This is a genomic window from Roseibium salinum (assembly GCF_026240905.1).
Lineage (GTDB): Bacteria > Pseudomonadota > Alphaproteobacteria > Rhizobiales > Stappiaceae > Roseibium > Roseibium salinum.
Map to the genome: position 1 here is coordinate 4,226,558 of NZ_JAPEVI010000003.1, position 20,783 is coordinate 4,247,340.

A 20,783-nucleotide genomic window follows, 5' to 3' on the forward strand; every position below is an offset into this window, starting at 1 on the left:
TGCAATCGGGCGGTTCGTGAGGTGAGGCCGGATCAGCGCTGACAATAAAAAACCCCGGCACAGCCGGGGTCCTTCAATGTCATTTGCCGTCCGGAACTGTTCAGGCGGCGGCTTCGACTTCTGGTTCGCGCAGCACGTAGCCGCGGCCCCACACGGTTTCGATGTAGTTCTTGCCGGACGTGGCTGCTGCCAGTTTCTTGCGCAGCTTGCAGATGAAGACGTCGATGATCTTCAGCTCAGGCTCGTCCATGCCGCCATAGAGATGGTTGAGGAACATTTCCTTGGTCAGCGTGGTGCCCTTGCGCAGCGAGAGCAGCTCCAGCATCTGGTATTCCTTGCCGGTCAGGTGAACGCGCTGGCCGCTGACTTCGACGGTTTTCGTGTCCAGGTTGACCTTGAGGTCGCCGGTAACGATGACCGACTGGGCGTGGCCCTTGGAGCGGCGGACGATTGCGTGAATACGCGCAACCAGTTCGTCCTTGTGGAACGGCTTGGTCATGTAATCGTCGGCGCCGAAGCCGAGGCCGCGGACCTTGTCTTCGATTCCTGCGTTCCCGGACAGGATCAGGATCGGTGTCTTGACCTTGGAAACGCGAAGTGTTCGCAGAACCTCATATCCGGACATGTCCGGCAGGTTCAAATCCAGCATGATGATGTCATAATCGTACAGCTTGCCGAGGTCGATACCTTCCTCGCCAAGATCTGTCGTGTAGACGTTGAAGTTCTCGGACTTCAGCATCAGCTCGATGCTCTGCGCCGTGGCGCTATCATCCTCAATCAACAGTACACGCATTGCCAATCCCCTTGTTCTGCCTTTCCTGGGCAAGTCGCAACGGCTCTGTCGGTGTGCGCTACGAAGGACTGATGTAAACCCCGACTCAAAGCTATCGGTTAATGGTTAACAAAATATGATTCATAGCAGCAACCTTCGGCGAGAGTAATCTGTGAACAACAGCCAACTTGTTGAATCGCCATCAAAAACGCAGATTCACAAATCTTAATGTCGGACTTTAAGAAACGGTCGTAACCGATTCCGTTCAGATTCCTTTCGACAAAGCCGTTTTAACTCCGAAATGGCTCTCGCTTGTCAGCCTTCCAAAGGTTAAGATTAACCAGACTCGTAAACGATCAGTTACCAAAACCGTTAACTGGGGAAGGAATCTTTAATTGAAGGCGCTTTTTGCCGAAATTGATTCGCTGATGCCGACCGAAATTTACGGTCGCGTGACGGCGGTTCAGGGCCTTCTGGTGGAAATCGCAGGGCCGATCCACGAGATGAGCGTCGGTTCGCGCCTGCTGATCGACAGCGGTGAGGACAAGCCGAAAGTTCCTGCGGAAGTTGTGGGTTTCCGCGAAGAACACGCCCTTTGCATGCCGTTTTCCGGGCTCGAAGGCGTGCGGATGGGCTGCAAGGCGGTGATCAATTCGCGCGAAAGCGTCGTGCATCCGGGCAATGCCTGGCTCGGCCGGGTGGTTAATGCACTTGGTGAACCGATTGATGGTAAAGGAGATCTTGCTTATGGCGGAGTGCCTCGCAAATTGCGAAGTTCGCCGCCACCGGCTTCGGAACGTAAACGAGTCGGCCCGCCGCTCGATCTCGGCGTGCGGGCGCTGAACACCTTCGTAACTTGCTGCGAGGGCCAGCGGATGGGCATCTTTGCCGGATCCGGGGTAGGCAAATCCGTTCTCATGTCGATGCTGGCGCGCAACACCCAGTGCGACGTTGCCGTGATCGGCCTGATCGGCGAGCGCGGCCGCGAGGTTCAGGAGTTCATCGAGGACGATCTCGGCGAGGAGGGGCTGGCGCGCACGGTGGTGGTCGTTGCGACCTCCGACGAAAGCGTCCTGATGCGGCGCCAGGCGGCTTATCTGACCATGACGGTGGCCGAACACTTCCGCGACGAGGGCAACAATGTGCTGTGCATGATGGATTCGATCACCCGATCCGCGATGGCGCAGCGGGAGATCGGCCTTTCGATCGGCGAGCCGCCTACATCCAAGGGCTATACGCCAACCGTTTTCACGGAGCTGCCGCGCCTTCTGGAGCGAGCCGGGCCGGGCCTGGAAGGCACCGGGTCGATCACGGGCCTCTTCACGGTGCTGGTCGAAGGCGACAATCACAACGAGCCGGTGGCGGACGCGGTCCGCGGAATCCTGGACGGCCATGTCGTCATGGAGCGCGCGATTGCCGAACGCGGGCGCTATCCGGCGATCAATGTGCTGAAGTCCGTTTCAAGAACCATGCCGCGCTGCGTGCCGGAGGACCAGCTTCCCGTGCTGCGCAAGGCAAAGCAGTTGCTGGCGACCTATACGGACATGGAAGAACTGATCCGCCTCGGGGCCTACCGGAAAGGCTCGGACCCGGTCGTCGACGAAGCCATCCAACGGTTCGCGCTGATGGACGACTTCCTCAATCAGGGCAAAGACGAGGCAACTTCACTTTCCGAAGGATATATGCAACTCGCCAACCTTTTGGAAATGACTCCGGGGTAGACTGCCCGTGTTAGGGGAGTATTGAGTAATGAAGACCCGAGACAGTTTGATCCGTTTAAAGCGGTTTCAGGTTGATGAAAAGCGGCGGCAACTTGCCCAGATCGAGAGCATGATTGCCGAGTTCAATCGCATGGCCGATGAACTTGACCAGCAGATCCGGTTCGAACAGGAACGGGTCGGGATCACCGACATCACCCATTTTGCTTATCCGACATTTGCCAAGGCCGCGGCTGACCGTCGCGACAATCTGCGAAATTCCGCGCATGAACTGCACGACCAGTTGCACCGTGCACAGGAGGATCTCAGCGAAGCCATCGAAGAGCTGAAGAAGTTCGAACAGCTGGAAGAACGGGACCAGCAGCGCGAACGGACGGCTCAGGACATGGCCGAGCAGGACATCCTCGACGAAATCGCGGCGCGCTCGCGCTAATCGGGAATCGCTTTAAACCACGCTCTCCGGATGTTTATCGGCCGGCCGTCCCGCAAGGACGGCTGGCTTGTTCGCTTTGTGCGATCGCTGCGGGCGGCGTCAGTGTCCGGTCAGGCGGTCGGGTTTGTGATCTACGGGCGGAATGCTATAGGACCGCATCGCCATGGCCGAGCGGATTTGCTCGGCCGGCAGCTGCACCGGTCAGCCGCTTTCCTGTTGCACAGGTGAGAGCAATGTTGATCGATCCCAAGATATTGGAACTTTCCGGCTGCATCGTCGTGAATGCCGGACGTTCTCGCCCAGGTCCAGGTTGAGCACCATGATGCGATCTTTTCTGGCTTTGCTCCTTCCTGTTGCGACGTTTTCCTTTGCGCTGGGGCTCACGCAGCCGCTGATGCGGTTCGAGAGGCTGTATTTCCTGGAAGACCGGCCGACGCTGGTGGAAATGATCCTGAGCCTGTGGCGCGACGGAGATGCCGCTCTTGCCACGATTGTCGGGCTGTTTTCCATCGGGTTTCCGGCCCTCAAGATTCTCCTCATCCACGTCGCGGTCCTGACGGGCGGCAAGGCGCGCTCGCTTGCACTGCTTTCGATGGTGAGCAAGTGGTCGATGCTCGACGTGATGCTGGTCGCCCTGGTTCTGTTCGCCGCCAAGACCAGCGGCCTTGCAGCCGCGGCCATCCTGCCGGGCCTGTGGTTCTACGCGGCGGCGACCCTGTCCACCGCGGTGGCGGCGAGTTTGTGCGCCCGGGCCTAGACCGTATCAAAAAAGGCGGGTCCGCCGGCGCGTGAATGCTATTTTGCCGGTTCTGCGGTGGAGGCTTGTTCGGCGGGCTCAGCCGATTTCGGCTTCTTCTCCTTCCGGTTGGCCTGAAAGTCACCGCAGCGCGACTGCCTGCTCAGCGCGACGCTCTCAAGATAGCGCTTGTAGGCCGCGGCCCACTCCGAGCCCTGGCTGAGGGGGGTCTTCAGATGCTCGCAGCGGGTCTTTGCGAACAGCGCGAACGTGGGGGTGTCCAGGCCTGCCTTGTCCGCGGCCCTTATCACCAGATCCTGTTTGCCGCTGTAGACGGCATCTTTCAACGTCGTCTGGGCTATTCTGCCCCGGCCGGAGAGCAATTCGACGGCATGGTCGAGACGGCCGTCCTGCAACAGCAGGATCATCAGTTCATTGACGGTTATTCCGGCCCGTTCCGCCTCCTGCCAGAGACGGTCCATGTCCGTCATCTCCAGGAGTGCCCCGAACTCGCGCCGGAGGGCCTTGAGCCGGTTGATCTGATCCAGCTGCTCCTGAGTGAGCGCGGCTTCGATGACGCTGCGCAGACGCTTCTTGGCTTCGGCGTTTACGATCGGCAGCAATGCACGGCAGACCGCGGGAGACAGATCGGGCCTCAAGGCGAGGTCTTCGCACAGGACCGCATCCTGCGCAGCGTATTTGACGAATTTGAGCATTGTTTCGCGTGACAGCCGGATTTCGCGGTTGCCGGCCAGGATCCGGTGCACGGGCCGGTCTCCCTTCTCGGCCATGGCGTCTGAAACGCCCGTGGAAAGATCGGTGCGGCGTGCGAGCACCTGCAGATGGGCGTTGCTCAGACGTTCGACGAAATCGAGCAGGTCCTCCTGGGTGAAAACCGGGGAATTCGCCAGAACAGGCATGGCAACCGTGATTTCATCCTCGGCGATCCTGCAGGCCAGGTTGTGCGGCGTGTTCGGCTGACAGGCCAGTTTCCGGGCGAGCGCCGACCGGTCCTTCGAAGATCCGGCGCCATAGAGTTTCAGGATCACCTCGGAGAAGATGGCAAGTTCCCGGTCGGTCCGTTGTTCCAGGTTTGCAACCACGAGTTCACTCACCTGCGCAAACAGACGTTTGCGTGCTTCTTCGGTGCCCTCCAGCGCGAGTTTGATCAAGGACTTCGGCATCTGCTCCCTCGTCGAGTCAGACTGACGCCAATGTTGTTAGGAATACGTTACCTGCACCCGAAACGCTACAATTTTACGTTGGGTTACGACGGAGGCGGGAGCGATATCTACTCAGGTCGGTTTCAATTACTTGGAGAGTATTGCCATAATTCTACAACCTTTAATGAATTTCTTCGCTTTTCTGTCAGCATCCGGCAAGTCGGGTTTGGTTGCGAAGACTTGAAAACCGGCGGGGTTTCCTGCACCCTCGCGCCTCGTCAGGAATGGGCCGGGCCCTGTCCGTTCAATGGCCATACCCTCACCGCTGCCCGGGTCAATTTTTTCAACGAATGAAGCAAAATGAGTTTGATTATGAGGATCTTGCGCTGCGCCGCCGTCTTGTGCCTGGTTCTGGTCAGCCTGACGCCCGTCCTGGCCCAGGATGCGGCCACTCAGGATGCGGCCCCTCAGGAAAGCGCTCCGGCCGACCTGAAGCAGGCAAGCGATGCGCTGATAAAGGTCCTGAACGATCCGCAGAGCCGTGAAGCGCTGGTCGAACTTCTGAAACGGACCGGATCGGAAGCCCAGAGCGGCGCGGGCGACTCCACCGTCGCTTCCTCGAACGGCGCCGGTCAGGCTGCGGGGGCGCAAGACACCACCGCGGAAAAGGATCATTTCGCGATCAGGATCGGGGAATACACTCGCGGGCTCGTCGACGACACGGGCTTTCTTCTCCAGCAGGTCTCACGGTCGCTGAACGGGCTGGTCCTGATCGCGCGGGGCGAGATCCAGGTCAAATGGGAGCGGGTTAGGGAGACCGGCATTCAGGTGCTGGTTGTCCTGTTGGCGGCCTATTCAGGATTTCTCCTCAGCCAGGCGGCTGCGAAGGCAATCTATCCGCGTCTTTCGGTCTACGCCCGTTATGGTGGCGGCCTCACGCGCACTTTCGTTTTGCTCCTGACCTCGGTCGTGGACACCCTGACAGTGGCCGTCGGCTGGGCGGTGGGAAATACCGCGGCGCTTGTGAGCTACGGCGGATTCGATACCGGAGTGACGCTTCAGGAAAGCCTCGCGCTCAACGCGTTCTTCCTCACCGGAATTGCGAATGTTGCCTTAAGGTTCGTGTTTACGCCGGGGCGGCCGGAGCTGCGGCTTCTGCCGTTCACCGACAAGAGTTCGATCTACTGGTACCGCCGCCTGCAGTTGTTCACGTACTGGCAGGGTTACGGCATGTTTCTGATCGTGCCGGTGGCCAACGTCGCCGTATCGTTCGTTCTTGGCAACGCAGTGCGTTTTCTCGTCGTCTTCGTGAGCATGATTTATCTGTTCGCCCTGGTGCACCGGAACCGTCGCCGGGTTTGCCAGGGTGCTGAGACTTATGCCGAAACAATGCAGAGCGCGCTCGGGCGCAAGGCGTTGTCGACCGCCGGCCAGCTCTGGCACATTGCCGCCTATGGCTATGTCGCCGCCGTGTTCATCATCTGGGTGACCCGGCCATTTGACGCCACGACCATCATTCTCCGCGCCACGGGCCTTTCGATCCTGACAATCATGGGCGGCATCGTGATTTCGCTTGTGATGACGCGCGCCATCAAGGGCGGCATCCGGCTGCCGGAGGACATGAACAGGAGGCTGCCGGCGCTCCAGTCCAGGCTGAACGCGTTTGTACCGCGCATCCTGAAATTCATGCGCTTCGTTGTCTTCATTGCGATCATTCTGCTGTTGCTGGAGATCTGGGGTGTCTTGAGCGTGATCGAGTGGCTGGCAAGTGCCGGGGGTGTCGCGCTCGTGAGCAGCTACGGTTCGGCCGCCCTCGTGCTGCTGGTGTCCTTCGCGGTCTGGCTGGCAGTAATGTCGTGGGTGGACCTGCGCCTGCAGGAGCGCTCCGGTTACATCGTCACTGCCCGTGAGCGGACCCTGTTTCAGCTGTTCCGCAATGCCGCCACGGTCGTCATCATCGTGATGGGGCTGCTTCTTGCCCTGTCCGAAGTCGGGATCGATATCGGTCCGCTGATTGCCGGTGCCGGTGTGGTGGGTCTTGCGGTCTCCTTCGGCGCCCAGACGCTGGTGAAGGACATCATCACCGGGGCGTTCATCCAGATCGAAAACGCCATCAACGAGGGGGACGTGGTCACGGTTGCCGGCGTGACCGGCAGCGTGGAAGGGCTCACCGTCCGCTCCGTGCGGATGCGGGATCTGGACGGCACGACCCATATCATTCCCTTCTCCTCCGTCGACATGGTGTCGAACTTCATGCGCGGCTTCTCCTTCCACGTGGCGTTGATCGGTGTCGCCTACGACACCGACATCACCAAGGCCAAGGAGGCAATGTACGAGGCGTTCCGGCGTCTTCAGGAAACGGAATTCGGACCCAAGATCTTCGGCGATCTGGAAATGCACGGCGTGACCAATTTCGGCGCGAGTTCCATCGATCTCCGTGCCCGGATCAAGACGACGCCGGGCGATCAGTGGTCCATCGGACGCGCCTATAACGAGTTCATCAAACAGGTGTTCGATGAGCGCGGTATTGAAATTCCGTTCCCGCAGGTCACCTACCATGCGGCACCGCCGCCATTCGCGGACAGCGGCAAAAAACCGAAACGGCGCAGCAAACCCGAGGTCGATGCGACCGATTTGCCGGATGATGCCCCGCCGGACGAAAACTAAGTTATAAATATCAATTGCTTGACATAATTTTCCCCGTCGTGGTGCACCGGGACATCGTCACCGGTGGCCGCGGCGTTGTTTCGTCATGTCTCCCAAAATGTTGATTGAAGTTCGTAAACTTTCGCTTTATTTTCATTTCTAAATCGAATGCGCGTGTACACACAAGCCGGAGACAGGTTTTATGGCGGCTGACTACGATCTTCTGGTCATCGGCGGAGGGATAAACGGTACGGGGATTGCCCGGGATGCGGCCGGGCGCGGCGCATCGGTGTTGCTTGTCGAGATGGGGGATCTGGCGGGCGCGACCTCTTCGGCCTCGACCAAGCTCATCCACGGCGGCCTGCGCTATCTTGAATATTACGAGTTCGACCTCGTCCGCAAAGCGCTGAAGGAACGGGAAGTGCTGTGGCGTGCTGCACCTCACATTGCCTGGCCGCTGCGTTTCATTCTCCCGCATCACAAGGACCTGCGCCCGGCCTGGCTGCTGCGTCTCGGCCTGTTTCTTTACGACCATCTGGGCGGACGCAAGCTGCTCCCGGCGACAAAAACGGTCCGGCTGGATGAGGCGCCCTATTCCCAGGGCCTCAAGAAACTCTTCAGCAAGGGCTTCGAATATTCCGATTGCTGGGTGGATGACGCCCGGCTGGTGGTGCTCAATGCAAGGGACGCTGCCAGCCGCGGCACGGACATCCGCACCCGGACAAAATGCGTGAGCGCCCGGCGGGAAGGGAACGTCTGGAAGGTCGTTCTGACCGACCTGGCGAGCGGCGAAGACAAGACCGTCACGGCGAGCGCGCTCGTCAATGCGGCCGGACCCTGGGTCGCTGAAATGCTGCACGGGATTTCCGGGGTGCATAACGGTGCGGACGTCCGCCTGGTGAAGGGCAGCCACATCATCGTGCCGCGCCGGTTCGAGCATGACCGCTGTTTCATTTTCCAGAACGGCGATGGCCGGATCGTCTTTGCGATCCCCTATGAAGGCGATTTCACCCTGATCGGCACGACCGATGTCGATTATACGGGAGACCTGGCCCAAGTCCGGATCACCGAGGACGAGATCGACTATCTGTGCCGGGCCGCCAGCGAATATCTGGAAAAGCCGATTGCCAGAGAGGATGTGGTGCACACCTATTCCGGTGTCCGGCCGCTTTATGACGACGGGGCCAAGGACGCCAAGGCGGCCACCCGGGACTACGTGCTGGAACTGGATGGCGGAGACGGCGGGCCGGCCGTCCTGTCGGTGTTCGGCGGCAAGATTACCACCTACCGCAAGCTGGCCGAGCACGTTCTCGACAAGCTCGGCCCCTTCCTGCCCTTCAAGCGCGGCCCCTGGACGGCGGACGCACCCCTGCCGGGCGGGGATTTCAAGGTGGACGAATTCGACGCCCAGGTGGCGCAGTTGGAGAAGGATTTCCCCTTCCTGGGCAAGCCGCTGGCGACCCGCCTGATGCGCCTTTACGGGACCGAGGCGCGGAAGTTCCTGGGCGAATCGATATCGCCGGCGGATCTCGGCCGCTGTTTCGGCGCCGACCTTCACGAGATCGAGGTGAAGTGGCTGATGGACCGGGAATGGGCGCGTTCGGCGGATGACATCCTGTGGCGCCGGACGAAGCTGGGATTGAGGCTCAGCCGGGAAGAGGCCGCCGAGCTCGATACCTTCGTCTCCGGCTACCTTGCGGAAAAGACCGGCGCTGCGGCATAGTTTCGCCCGACTGCATGATCTGCCGGCGCCGCCGGCGGTTTCCTTGAAATACATGATAATAATGGGAGGTGCGCCATGGCCGGATGTGTTTTGGCGATAGACCAGGGCACAACGTCAAGCCGTGCGATTGTCTTCGGCGATGATTTTCACCCTGTCAGCGTGGGACAGCAGGAGTTCCCGCAGCATTTTCCGAATTCGGGATGGGTGGAGCATTCGCCGTCGGACATCTGGACGAGCACGCTGCGGGTGTGCCGTGAGGCCCTGGAAAGGGCTCCGGACGGCGGCGCGGGCGTTGCCGCGATCGGCATTACCAACCAGCGGGAGACCACCCTGGTCTGGGACCGGTCGACGGGAGAGCCGGTCTATAACGCCATCGTCTGGCAGGACCGGCGCACTGCCGACACCTGCGCGAAATTGCGCGCCGAGGGGCTGGAGGAGACGTTCACCTCCAAGACCGGCCTCGTGCTCGATCCCTATTTCTCCGGAACGAAAATCGCTTGGATCCTGGACAATGTCGACGGTGTCCGGGAGCGGGCCGAGCGCGGCGAACTGGCGTTCGGGACGGTCGATACCTGGCTGATCTGGCAGCTGACCGGCGGCAAGGTGCATGCGACCGACGCCACCAACGCCTCACGCACGCTCATCTACAACATCCATGACAATCAATGGGACGAGGAACTGTGCCGGGTCCTCGGCATTCCCCGGAGCCTTCTGCCGGAGGTCAGGGACAGTGCGGACGACTTCGGCTTTGCCGACGAGGATCTGTTCGGCCGCGCCCTGCCCATTCTCGGCGTGGCGGGCGACCAGCAGGCGGCAACGGTCGGTCAGGCCTGTTTCAATCCCGGCATGGTTAAGTCCACTTATGGCACGGGCTGTTTCGCCCTGATGAATACCGGCGACAGGCCGGTCAGGTCGAACAACCGGATGCTGACGACGATCGCCTATCGTCTGGAAGGCAAGACGACCTACGCGCTCGAGGGATCCATCTTCGTTGCCGGGGCCGCGGTTCAATGGCTGCGCGACGGGCTGGGCCTCATCGAGAATGCAGCCGACACCCAGGCCCTGGCCGAAGCGGCCGATCCCAAGCAGGATGTCTATCTGGTGCCGGCCTTTGTCGGTCTCGGCGCGCCCTATTGGGATGCGGATGCCCGCGGCGCCCTGTTCGGCCTCACGCGTAACACCGGCCCGAAGGAAATCGCCCGGGCGGTGCTGCAGAGCGTAGGCTACCAGACGAGCGATCTGGTCGATGCCATGCAGGCCGATTGGCCCGATGCGGAACAGCCGGTGCTCAGGGTCGACGGCGGGATGACGGCGTCGGACTGGACGATGCAGTTTCTGGCCGACATTCTGGGCGCGCCGGTCGACCGGCCGACGGTTTCCGAGACGACCGCGCTCGGGGCCGCCTGGCTTGCCGCCTCGAAGGCGGGGCTGTGGCCGGGAGCGGAAGCCTTCTCGGCTGAATGGAAGCTGGAGAAACGCTTCGAGCCGCGCTTACAGGAAAGTGAACGGCGCAGGCTGCTGTCGGGCTGGCAGGACGCGGTCCGGCGCACGCGCTCTACGTTAGATTGACTGAATGAAAGGCTCTTGCCTACAGCGAGAGCCTTTTTAATTCAAAGGCTTAGATGTATTGCGGATTCGTGGTCCTGACGGTATGTGTTTCTATTTTTTGGTCCTATGAAGACCAAAAAATTACGGCAGCAAGGCTTACCTAGCAAAAATATTTCAAAACCGGCGTAAAATTAGAAATATGTCGGCAGTTGATTTTCCTGCGAAAAACCGCCTTAGTTTGCGCTGGCTCGGGCTTTAACTTTTTGCGCGCTCTCAACGACGCATGGCCCTTGCTCTTCATCAAGGGGAGAACAGTTTGATGAATTTCCGAAAAACCTTGAAGGCATCCCTTCTTGGCGTCAGCCTTGCCGTGATCGCGGCAACAGGCGCTTCCGCAAAAAACCTGGTTTATTGCTCCGAAGGGTCTCCTGAGGGCTTCGATGCCGCGCTTTACACCGCGGGAACCACGTTCGACGCATCTTCCAAACCCGTCTACAACCGGCTGGTCGAGTTCAAGCGCGGCACGACCGAAGTGATCCCGGGCCTCGCCGAAAGCTGGGAAGTTTCCGAAGACGGTCTGGAGTACACCTTCAACCTGCGCCAGGGTGTCAAGTTCCACACCACCAGCTTCTTCACACCGACTCGCGACTTCAATGCCGAGGACGTGGTTTTTTCTTTCGAGCGCCAGCTGAAGAACGACCATCCGTGGCACCAGTATACCGCCGGCGCGGCCTGGGAGTATTTCAACGGCATGTCCATGCCGGACCTCATCAAGGAAATCGTCAAGGTTGACGACTACACGGTGAAGTTCGTCCTGAACCGTCCGGAAGCTCCGATGGTCGCCAACATGGCGATGGATTTCGCGTCCATCCTGTCGGCTGAATATGCCGCCCAGCTCGAAGAGGCCGGCACGAAGGAACAGCTGAACCAGCAGCCGGTCGGTACCGGTCCGTTCTCCTTCGTCGGCTACCAGAAAGACGCCGTGATCCGCTATGAGGCTCACGCCGATTACTGGAACGGCAAGCAGCCGGTCGACAACCTGATCTTCGCGATCACGCCGGACGCCGCCGTGCGCCTGCAGAAGCTGAAGGCCGGCGAATGTCACGTCATGCCGTATCCGGCACCGGCCGACATTGCCGACATCAGGGAAGACGAAAACCTGACCCTGATGGAACAGCAGGGCCTCAACGTCGGCTACCTGGCCTACAACACCAAGCAGGCTCCGTTCGACAAGACGGAAGTCCGCAAGGCGCTGAACCACGCGATCAACAAGCAGGCGATCCTCGACGCGGTCTTCCAGGGTTCCGGACAGGCTGCGAAGAACCCGATCCCGCCGACGATGTGGTCCTATAACGACGCGGTCAAGGACGACGAGTACGATCCGGAACTGGCGAAGAAGATGCTGGAAGAAGCCGGTGTCACAGATCTTTCCATGAAGGTCTGGGCAATGCCGGTTCAGCGTCCGTACAACCCGAATGCCCGCCGTATGGCTGAAGTCATTCAGGCTGACTTCGCGAAGGTTGGCGTGGACGTCGAAATCGTTTCCTACGAATGGGGCGAATATCTCTCCCGTTCCAAGGACGTCGACCGTGACGGTGCCGTGCTGCTCGGCTGGACCGGCGACAATGGCGACCCGGACAACTTCCTGGCCGTTCTGCTCGGCTGTGACGCTGTCGGCGGTGCCAACCGCGCCCAGTGGTGCAACGACGACTTTGAAGCCCTCATCCAGAAGGCCAAGACCGTGACCGACAAGGCAGAGCGCACCAAGCTCTACGAAGAGGCACAGGTCGTCTTCAAGGAACAGGCTCCGTGGGCGACCATTGCCCATTCCGTCGTCTTCATGCCGATGTCCTCCAAGGTCAGCGGGTATGTGATGGACCCGCTCGGCGGCCACTGGTTCGACGGCGTGGACATTGCGGAATAAGTCCGTGTGAATTGAGGGAGGCGCTGGCAGAAATGCCGGCGCCTTCAAACATTATGGCCGGCGGATGCTCTCATGAATCGTGACGGTTTCCGCTGGTTCTTCATATCTGGAACCTGACATGCTTCGTTTTCTTCTGGGCCGGCTCGGCCTGTTGATACCGACATTCTTCGGCGTCACCCTTGTCGCCTTCTCCTTCATCCGTCTCTTGCCCGGCGATCCCATGGATCTTCTGGCCGGCGAGCGCGGCATAAGTCCCGAGCGCAAGGCTGAGCTCATGGCCCAGATGGGCTTCGACAAGCCGTTGTGGCAGCAATATATCGAATATGTCATGGGCATTTTCCAAGGCGATCTCGGCACGTCGTTCGCCTCGAAGAAACCCGTGCTCGTGGAATTCATGACGCTGTTCCCGGCAACCGCCGAACTGTCGCTGTGCGCCATCATTCTCGCGGTCAGTCTCGGCATTCCCGCCGGCATCTTTGCCGCCGTCAAACGCGGTTCGATCGCCGACCAGGCGGTCATGGGAACCGCCCTTGTCGGCTATTCCATGCCGATCTTCTGGTGGGGCCTGCTCCTGATCATCCTGTTTTCCGGCATCCTGCAGTGGACGCCGGTGTCGGGGCGGATATCCCTGATGTATTTCTTCCCGCAGGTGACCGGCTTCATGCTGATCGACAGTCTGCTTTCGGGCGAAAAGGGCGCTTTCCTGTCCGCGGTCCGGCATCTCATCCTGCCGACGATCGTGCTGGCGACCATTCCCCTGGCGGTGATCGCCCGCCAGACGCGGTCGGCCATGCTCGAGGTTCTGGGGGAAGACTATGTGCGCACCGCCCGGGCAAAGGGCCTGCCGCCGCGCTCCGTGATCGGCCTGCATGCGCTGCGCAACGCACTCATCCCGGTGGTCACCACGATCGGCCTCCAGGTCGGCGTGCTGCTGGCCGGCGCGATCCTGACGGAAACGATATTCTCCTGGCCGGGCATCGGCAAGTGGCTGGTCGACAGCATATCCCGCCGCGACTACTTCGTCGTCCAGGGCGGCCTGTTGCTGATCGCCGGGATCATCATGTTCGTCAATCTGGTCGTGGACGTCCTTTACGGCATGATCAATCCGCGTATCCGCTACAACTGAGCCGAGGGTCAAATAATGGATAATACCTCCCCGGCCACGAAGGCCGATACAGCGAAATTGGAAGCGGAAAGCCGCAATGCCACCAGGGCGCAGCTTGTCGAGTTCTGGTACTACTTTTCGAAGAACAAGGGGGCCGTCATCGGTCTCGTCGTCTTCGTTCTGCTGGTTCTGGCGGCGGTGTTCGCACCGTTCATCGCCCCGCACGATCCGGACATCCAGTATCGCGACAGCTTCCTTGTGCCACCGGTCTGGCAGGAAGGCGGCAAGGTGGCATTTCTCCTGGGCACGGATGCCGTCGGCCGCGATATCCTGTCCCGGCTGATCTTCGGGGCGCGGTTCTCGCTGTTCATCGGCGTGGTCGTCGTCACCATCGCTCTCAGCGGCGGCATTTTTCTCGGCGTCATTGCGGGTTATCTGCGCGGTGCGGTCGATACGTTCATCATGCGCGTCATGGATATCATCCTGGCGTTTCCGTCCCTGCTGCTCGCGCTGGTGCTGGTCGCCATTCTGGGGCCGGGGCTGGTCAATGCCATGATCGCCATCGCGCTGGTGCTGCAGCCGCATTTCGTCCGCCTGACCCGCGCCGCCGTTCTGGCGGAGCGCGGGCGCGATTACGTGGTCGCAGCCAGGGTCGCCGGGGCCGGGCACCTGCGCCTGATGTTCAAGACCATCCTGCCGAACTGCCTGGCGCCACTGATCGTTCAGGCAACGCTTTCCTTTTCCAACGCGATTCTGGATGCCGCCGCGCTCGGCTTTCTCGGCATGGGCGCTCAGCCGCCCACACCGGAGTGGGGCACCATGCTTGCCGAGGCGCGTGAATTCATCCTGCGCGCCTGGTGGGTCGTGACCTTCCCCGGCCTTGCGATCCTGATCACCGTTCTTGCCATCAACCTGGTCGGCGACGGCCTGCGCGATGCGCTCGACCCGAAACTGAAGAGGAGCTGAGTGTCATGTCTCTTCTTGAAATCAGAAACCTGAAGGTCGAGTTCGATACCGCCAGGGGGCCGTTCAAGGCGCTGGACGGCGTCGACTATACGGTCGATGCCGGCGAAGTTCTCGCCATCGTCGGCGAGTCCGGCTCGGGCAAATCGGTTGCCATGCTGGCGGCCATGGGGCTCCTGCCGAACACGGCGACCATCACCGCCGACAAGATGGAGTTCGAAGGGCTGGACCTTCGAACCCTGTCCGCGCAGGCCCGGCGCAAGGTGATCGGCAAGGATATCTCGATGATCTTCCAGGAGCCGGTCGCCAGCCTCAACCCGTGTTTCACGGTGGGCTTCCAATTGGCCGAGACCCTGAAGACGCACACGGATCTTTCGGGCAGGCAGATCAAGGACCGGGTGATCGAAATTCTCACCTCCGTCGGCATTCCCGACCCTGCGGGCCGGTTGCGTGCCTTTCCGCACCAGATGTCCGGCGGCCAGTGCCAGCGGGTGATGATCGCCATGGCGATTGCCTGCGCGCCGAAGCTTCTGATCGCGGACGAGCCGACGACGGCGCTGGACGTGACCATTCAAAAGCAGATCCTGGATCTCCTGGTAAAGCTTCAGCAGGACAGCGGCATGGGACTGATCATGATTACCCACGACATGGGCGTCGTGGCGGAGACCGCGGACCGTGTCATCGTTCAATACCAGGGGCGGAAGATGGAAGAGGCCGACGTGCTGACCCTTTTCGAGAATCCGAAGAGCCCCTACACCAAGGCTCTCCTGTCGGCGCTGCCGGAAAACGCCACCGGCGACCGGTTGCCTACCGTGAGCGACTATGCCGAAGCGGGAGGTTTCTAAGATGTCGGACGCTATCCTCAAGGTTCGCGACCTTTATCGCACCTACGACATCAGTGGCGGCCTGTTCAGGAAGGCCTCGCAGCTGACGGCGGTCAAGGGCGTAAGCTTCGACGTCGAACGCGGCTCGACGCTCGCCGTCGTCGGCGAGAGCGGCTGCGGAAAGTCGACGCTGGCGCGCATGCTGACCATGATCGACGCCCAGACCTCCGGGTCCATCGAGATCGACGGCCTGTCCATGGACATTTCCAGGACGGGCATCTCGAAAGAGATGCGCCAGAAGGTGCAGATCGTGTTCCAGAACCCTTACGGCTCGCTCAATCCGCGCCAGAAGATCGGACATGTGCTGGAGGAGCCGCTGCTGCTGAACACGGACATGCCCTCAGCCGAACGCCGCGACCTGGCCCTGCAGATGCTGGAAAAGGTCGGCCTGCAACCGGAACATTACGGCCGCTATCCGCACATGTTCTCCGGTGGGCAGCGCCAGCGCATCGCGATTGCCCGCGCCATCATGCTGAAGCCGGCGTTGCTGGTGCTGGATGAACCGGTCTCCGCGCTTGACCTGTCCGTGCAGGCGCAGATCCTCAACCTGCTTGCCGATCTCCAGGACGAGATGGGCCTGACCTATGTCTTCATCTCCCACGACCTCTCGGTGGTGCGCTACATCGCGGACAAGGTGATGGTGATGTATTTCGGCGAGGTGGTGGAATACGGGACGCGCGAGGACGTCTTCGAGAACCCGCAGCACGATTACACCAAGACCCTGTTTGCGGCGACGCCGCGGGCCGATCCGGAGAGCATCCGCAAGCGGCTGGCGGCCAAGGCGGCTTAGTGGATGGCGGGAGCAGTTCCGCCATTCCGGAAGTTCCCCGGCAAAGCGCCTGCGCCAGGCAGGGGCCTGCCCGCTGTTTCTTCAGACCCGGTTCACTCAAGCCAAATTGGTGTCAGCTCCGCTCCGTTCGGGTCCTGCGCACAAATCCATGTCTGCCTGTGCCAAGGCTCATTGAAGCGGTTGCATTCTTCGATGTTTCGAGTATTCTCGAATTATGGAAAAAGAAACCGCATTGAGCACGCTGGCGGCCCTGGGGCAGGAAACGCGCCTTGATGTCTTCCGTCTTCTGGTGAAGGCGGGGAAGGAAGGGTTGTCGGCCGGTGCCATCGCCGATGCGCTGGACGTGCGTCCCAACACCTTGTCGACCCATCTGGGCGGCTTGTCTCGCTCCGGCCTCGTGCGCGCGGAACGGGACGGGCGCTCCATCCATTACCGCGCCGACCTCGGCACCATGCAGTCCCTGGTGACCTATCTCCTGCAGGACTGCTGCGGCGGCAATCCCGAACTGTGCGCGCCGATCGCCGAACTGGTGGGGTCCGGCGGGCGGTCGAAAACAGGGGCGTGCTGACAGTCCAGTTTCAGCCACATTCACTGGGGTAATAAGAATGCGGAATGTCTTATTCGTCTGCACGGCGAACTCCGCCCGGTCCATTCTGGGCGAAGCGCTTCTCCGGAATATGGGAGAAGGCAGGTTTCAGACCTTTTCAGCCGGGTCGACGCCGCGGGGGACGGTCAATCCCGACGCTCTGGCCTGCCTGAAGCGCCTCGGCCTGCCCGCGGACGGTTTCCGCTCAAAGAGTTGGGAAGAGTTCGCCGGACCGGGTGCGCCCGGGATGAATCTCATTGTCACCGTCTGCGACAGCGCGGCCGGCGAAGCCTGTCCGGTCTGGCCCGGCCATCCGCTGGTCGTTCACTGGGGAATTCCGGATCCGGCGGCCGTCGAAGGGGACGACCATCAGCGGGCCGAGGCCTTCGACCTTGCATTTGAGCGCATGAAACGGCGCATCGAGGCGCTCGTGGCACTCGGCGACGGGGTGTTCGAGGCGAGCGACGCAAGGGCCCGGCTGGCGGATATTGGAACAATTTTTGACTGATTGCCGGCGTTGGGCGCAGGCAGCCTCCTGGCGGAGGCGAACCGGAATTCTGGAGACTTGAGACATGCCATCTGTTGATCAATCGCCGCTTGGCGCGTTCGAGCGTTATCTGTCCCTGTGGGTCGCCTTGTGCATTGGCGCGGGGGTCACGCTCGGATTGGTCGTTCCCGGACTTTTCTCGGGAATTGCAGACCTTGAATATGCCAGCGTCAACCTTGTGGTCGCGGTTTTCATCTGGGTGATGATCTATCCGATGATGGTCAATGTCGACTTTGCCTCGCTGAAGGATGTCGGCAGGAAGCCGAAGGGCCTGTGCATCACGCTGGTGGTCAACTGGCTGATCAAGCCCTTCACGATGGCCGCGCTCGGCATCCTGTTCTTCGAATACATCTTTGCCGGCATCGTCGATCCGGCGGACGCCAAGGAATATATCGCCGGCATGATCCTGCTGGGTGTTGCGCCGTGCACGGCAATGGTCTTCGTCTGGAGCCAGCTGGTCAGGGGAGACGCGAACTACACCCTGGTGCAGGTTTCCATCAACGACATCGTCATGGTGTTCGCCTTTGCACCCATTGCGGCGCTGCTGCTGGGGGTGACCGACATCATCGTGCCCTGGGAAACCCTCCTGCTGTCGGTCATCCTTTATGTGGTCATTCCCCTGGCGGCGGGATATCTGACGCGGCGGCTTCTGGACAAGTCGGGAAACCACGAGCGCATCAACGAGTTCACGGCACGCGTGAAGCCGTTTTCGGTCATGGGACTGCTGGCGACCGTTGTGCTGCTGTTCGGGTTTCAGGCGCAGACTATCGTCGACAAGCCGCTCGTCATTGCCCTGATTGCGATACCGCTTCTCGTTCAGGGTTACGGCATCTTCGCGGTGGCCTATGGCTGGGGCTATCTGTGGCGTGTCCCGTTTTCCACCGCCGCCCCGGCCGCCCTCATCGGAACGTCCAATTTCTTCGAGCTGGCGGTTGCCGTTGCCATCAGCCTGTTCGGCCTGAATTCAGGGGCGGCGCTGGCAACGGTGGTCGGTGTCCTGGTCGAAGTGCCGGTGATGCTGTCGCTGGTCGCATTCGCAAACCGGACGAGAAGCCGCTTCGCTTGAAGATCTGCCGTTCGCGCAGGCAACGGCCGGCGCGCACGGCATCGGCCGCCCGGGCGGATTGCCTGCGGCACGCGATTCCCGGTTTGTGTCTGATCTCCTGTTGAATTATCAGGTGTTGATCGTTGGAAAGACGGCGAGTCGCCCGGCTGCGCCGGCGCTTCCGTCTGATTGATTGAACGGGGGCGCCGGGTGAACCAGGATTTGACAAAGGGACGTGTCCATATTGCCGGGGCGGGCATCGTCGGCATCGCGATTGCCGCCAATCTGGTACAGCGCGGCTACCAGGTGACGGTCGTGGACCGGGAAGGCCCGGCGGCGGGGGCGAGCCAGGGGAACGCGGCCGCGATCGCCTGGACCGATGTCGCGCCGCTGGCCTCTCCGGATCTCTGGAAGCAGGCGATCAAGTGGCTGATCGATCCGCTGGGACCCCTGACCGTCCGCCCGGCTTACGCCCTCAAGATCCTGCCCTGGATGCTGCGCTTTCTGGCAGCATCCAATCCGCGCAAGGTGGCGTCCAGCACCAGGGCACTCGTTGACCTGAACGGCACGGCGCTGCCTGCCTGGGAGCGTCTGTGGCGCGTCTCGGGGACTCATAACCAGGTTCGCCGGGACGGATGCCTGGAACTGTTCGACACGGCAGCCTCGCTTGCAGAGGCCCGCGCGGCCTGGGCCGAACAGCGCGACTACGGCATCAAGGTGGAGGAACTCGGCGCGGCTGCCATCCGCGATCTGGAACCGGATCTGTCGGATCGTGTGGTGGGCGGTGCCCTGATACCGGACTGGGCGCAGGTCGACGATCCGAAGAACCTGTGCCTCAGCCTGGCCGACTGGCTCAAGGGACAGGGCGTGGACTTCATGGTCGGCGAGATAGCCCGTCTCGTTCCGCAGGATACCGGGTGCCAGCTCGTCCTCAAGGACGGACGGCGGATAACGGCCGAGCGCTTCGTCATCGCCTGCGGCGCCTGGTCGAAACAGCTTGCCGGTGAGCTCGGCGACCGGATCCCGCTGGACACGGAGCGCGGCTACAACATCACGGTTCCCGAGCCCGGCGTGACCGTGAAACGGTTCATCATGCTGCCGGGCCACGGCTTCGTCATGTCGCCCCTCTCCACGGGCCTGCGCGTCGGCGGGGCGGTGGAATTCGGCGGGCTTCACCTGCCGGCGAACTGGAAGCGCGTCGATGCAATGGTGGCAAAGGCGAAGCTGTTTTATCCGGACCTCAAGACCGAAGGCGGCAGCCGCTGGATGGGCTACCGGCCGTCCATTCCCGACAGCCTGCCGGTCATCTCGCCGGCGACCCGTCACGGCGGCATTTTCTACGCCTTCGGCCACGCCCATCACGGCCTGACCCAGGCGGCCGCGACCGGCGAACTGATTGGCGACATGATCGAAAACAAACCGCCGGCGATCGATCCCGCCCCCTTTGCAGCCGACCGGTTCTAATCTCGCCACCAAGGGCGGATTACGGCAGCGGCATAGGGGACTGGCGCCTTTCGCGGTGGATCGTGTCGAGCCTCAGGGTGACGATCGCAAAGACGACCCAGCTTGCGTGAAACGCAACACCGGCCAGCATGACCAGGTTGCCCGGGATCGGCCCGATGGCGGCACGCTCGAACGCCTGCGAAATGTCGGTCAGTTCCACCGGATGAATGGCGAGCTTGCCGTAATAGGCAATCGCCTGGATCGCCAGGATCCAGGAGTAGTTGCTGCGCAGTCGTCTGCCCGCGGCCCTGACCAGGCTGATATGGTAATGCGGTACCTCGTAATCCTCGGCGAGCATCCGGCTCCATTCGCCGATCCAAGGAACCTTCCTGCCCTGAAGCATCGGCGCGTAGAGGTCGCTCTCCATCAGCCGGGCTCGGGCGCGAAACAGGTTGTAGTAGCGGTAGCGCCTGGCTTCGAAGATCAGGAAGACGGTGACCAGAAGGCCGACCAGCACCATCGGCAGGGGCGAGGCATCCTTGTTGGAAAAGGTTGCCGACAGGGCGATGCCGGTGGTGACGACGGCCCAGTTGGTGGTGTTGTCCAGCCGGGTGCGCCAATGGGTGCTGCGGAAAACTTCCGCCCGGTAAAGATGCGCAAGCGCACCGAGCGTGGCGGAGTCGATCTCCTGGTTGGGCCGATTTCTCTGATCGGAGTTTTCCTCCGGCTTGTTCGCTATGTCACGTTCTATCATTCC

The 20,783-nt window shown here is 61.2% G+C and carries 18 protein-coding genes; 15 read left to right on the forward strand and 3 right to left on the reverse strand.

Features of this window, described 5'->3' with window-relative positions; genetic code table 11:
• Positions 1 to 100: 100 nt before the first annotated feature.
• On the reverse strand, positions 101 to 793 hold the full coding sequence (ctrA, locus tag ON753_RS24235) for a response regulator transcription factor CtrA (protein WP_265966348.1): 693 nt from the start codon (positions 791 to 793) through the stop codon (positions 101 to 103).
• Positions 794 to 1,167: 374 nt separating this feature from the next.
• Here ctrA and fliI point away from each other — a divergent pair, with 374 nt between their 5' ends.
• From fliI to ON753_RS24250, 3 genes are all read left to right on the forward strand, one after another.
• Complete coding sequence (fliI, locus tag ON753_RS24240; RefSeq protein ID WP_418068005.1) at positions 1,168 to 2,493, forward strand: flagellar protein export ATPase FliI; 1,326 nt, start codon at positions 1,168 to 1,170, stop codon at positions 2,491 to 2,493.
• 28 nt (positions 2,494 to 2,521) lie between these two features.
• Positions 2,522 to 2,923 carry a flagellar export protein FliJ gene (fliJ, locus tag ON753_RS24245; RefSeq protein ID WP_265966352.1) on the forward strand — a complete coding sequence of 134 codons (402 nt, stop codon included), beginning with the start codon at positions 2,522 to 2,524 and terminating at the stop codon, positions 2,921 to 2,923.
• A gap of 322 nt (positions 2,924 to 3,245) precedes the next feature.
• Positions 3,246 to 3,680, forward strand: a complete 435-nt coding sequence (locus tag ON753_RS24250; RefSeq protein ID WP_265967253.1) for a paraquat-inducible protein A — start codon at positions 3,246 to 3,248, stop codon at positions 3,678 to 3,680.
• Positions 3,681 to 3,718: 38 nt separating this feature from the next.
• On the opposite strand, the gene ON753_RS24255 is transcribed toward ON753_RS24250, so the two are convergent.
• Positions 3,719 to 4,843 carry a DUF2336 domain-containing protein gene (locus tag ON753_RS24255; protein WP_265966353.1) on the reverse strand — a complete coding sequence of 375 codons (1,125 nt, stop codon included), beginning with the start codon at positions 4,841 to 4,843 and terminating at the stop codon, positions 3,719 to 3,721.
• 339 nt (positions 4,844 to 5,182) lie between these two features.
• Between ON753_RS24255 and ON753_RS24260 the strand changes: the two genes are divergently transcribed.
• The 12 genes from ON753_RS24260 to ON753_RS24315 all read left to right on the forward strand — a co-directional run bounded on the left by ON753_RS24260 (position 5,183) and on the right by ON753_RS24315 (position 20,047).
• Entirely contained in the window at positions 5,183 to 7,489 is a 2,307-nt protein-coding gene (locus ON753_RS24260) for a mechanosensitive ion channel domain-containing protein (RefSeq protein WP_265966355.1), read from the forward strand.
• Between the two features lie 181 nt (positions 7,490 to 7,670).
• On the forward strand, positions 7,671 to 9,191 hold the full coding sequence (gene glpD / locus ON753_RS24265; protein ID WP_265966356.1) for a glycerol-3-phosphate dehydrogenase: 1,521 nt from the start codon (positions 7,671 to 7,673) through the stop codon (positions 9,189 to 9,191).
• Positions 9,192 to 9,266: 75 nt separating this feature from the next.
• On the forward strand, positions 9,267 to 10,760 hold the full coding sequence (gene glpK, locus ON753_RS24270) for a glycerol kinase GlpK (RefSeq protein WP_265966358.1): 1,494 nt from the start codon (positions 9,267 to 9,269) through the stop codon (positions 10,758 to 10,760).
• Positions 10,761 to 11,058: 298 nt separating this feature from the next.
• Positions 11,059 to 12,663 (forward strand): ABC transporter substrate-binding protein, encoded by a 1,605-nt coding sequence (locus ON753_RS24275; RefSeq protein ID WP_265966360.1) that lies wholly within the window; start codon positions 11,059 to 11,061, stop codon positions 12,661 to 12,663.
• A 118-nt stretch (positions 12,664 to 12,781) separates the two neighbouring features.
• Positions 12,782 to 13,789 carry an ABC transporter permease subunit gene (locus ON753_RS24280; RefSeq protein ID WP_265966362.1) on the forward strand — a complete coding sequence of 336 codons (1,008 nt, stop codon included), beginning with the start codon at positions 12,782 to 12,784 and terminating at the stop codon, positions 13,787 to 13,789.
• A 15-nt stretch (positions 13,790 to 13,804) separates the two neighbouring features.
• Positions 13,805 to 14,734 carry an ABC transporter permease subunit gene (locus ON753_RS24285; protein ID WP_265966363.1) on the forward strand — a complete coding sequence of 310 codons (930 nt, stop codon included), beginning with the start codon at positions 13,805 to 13,807 and terminating at the stop codon, positions 14,732 to 14,734.
• Positions 14,735 to 14,739: 5 nt separating this feature from the next.
• Complete coding sequence (locus ON753_RS24290; protein ID WP_265966365.1) at positions 14,740 to 15,576, forward strand: ABC transporter ATP-binding protein; 837 nt, start codon at positions 14,740 to 14,742, stop codon at positions 15,574 to 15,576.
• A gap of 1 nt (position 15,577) precedes the next feature.
• Positions 15,578 to 16,405 (forward strand): dipeptide ABC transporter ATP-binding protein, encoded by an 828-nt coding sequence (locus ON753_RS24295; RefSeq protein WP_265966366.1) that lies wholly within the window; start codon positions 15,578 to 15,580, stop codon positions 16,403 to 16,405.
• A gap of 214 nt (positions 16,406 to 16,619) precedes the next feature.
• A complete protein-coding gene (locus tag ON753_RS24300; RefSeq protein WP_265966368.1) occupies positions 16,620 to 16,973 on the forward strand; it encodes an ArsR/SmtB family transcription factor in 354 nt (117 codons plus the stop codon).
• Between the two features lie 37 nt (positions 16,974 to 17,010).
• Positions 17,011 to 17,499, forward strand: coding sequence for an arsenate reductase ArsC (locus ON753_RS24305; protein ID WP_265966370.1), 489 nt, complete (start codon positions 17,011 to 17,013; stop codon positions 17,497 to 17,499).
• 64 nt (positions 17,500 to 17,563) lie between these two features.
• A complete protein-coding gene (gene arsB, locus ON753_RS24310) occupies positions 17,564 to 18,604 on the forward strand; it encodes an ACR3 family arsenite efflux transporter (protein WP_265966372.1) in 1,041 nt (346 codons plus the stop codon).
• Positions 18,605 to 18,793: 189 nt separating this feature from the next.
• Positions 18,794 to 20,047: an NAD(P)/FAD-dependent oxidoreductase gene (locus tag ON753_RS24315; RefSeq protein WP_265966374.1), complete on the forward strand. Its 1,254-nt coding sequence runs from the start codon at positions 18,794 to 18,796 to the stop codon at positions 20,045 to 20,047.
• Positions 20,048 to 20,066: 19 nt separating this feature from the next.
• Here ON753_RS24315 and ON753_RS24320 read toward each other — a convergent pair whose 3' ends face one another.
• Positions 20,067 to 20,780, reverse strand: coding sequence for a DUF2270 domain-containing protein (locus ON753_RS24320; RefSeq protein WP_265966375.1), 714 nt, complete (start codon positions 20,778 to 20,780; stop codon positions 20,067 to 20,069).
• Positions 20,781 to 20,783 lie beyond the last annotated feature (3 nt).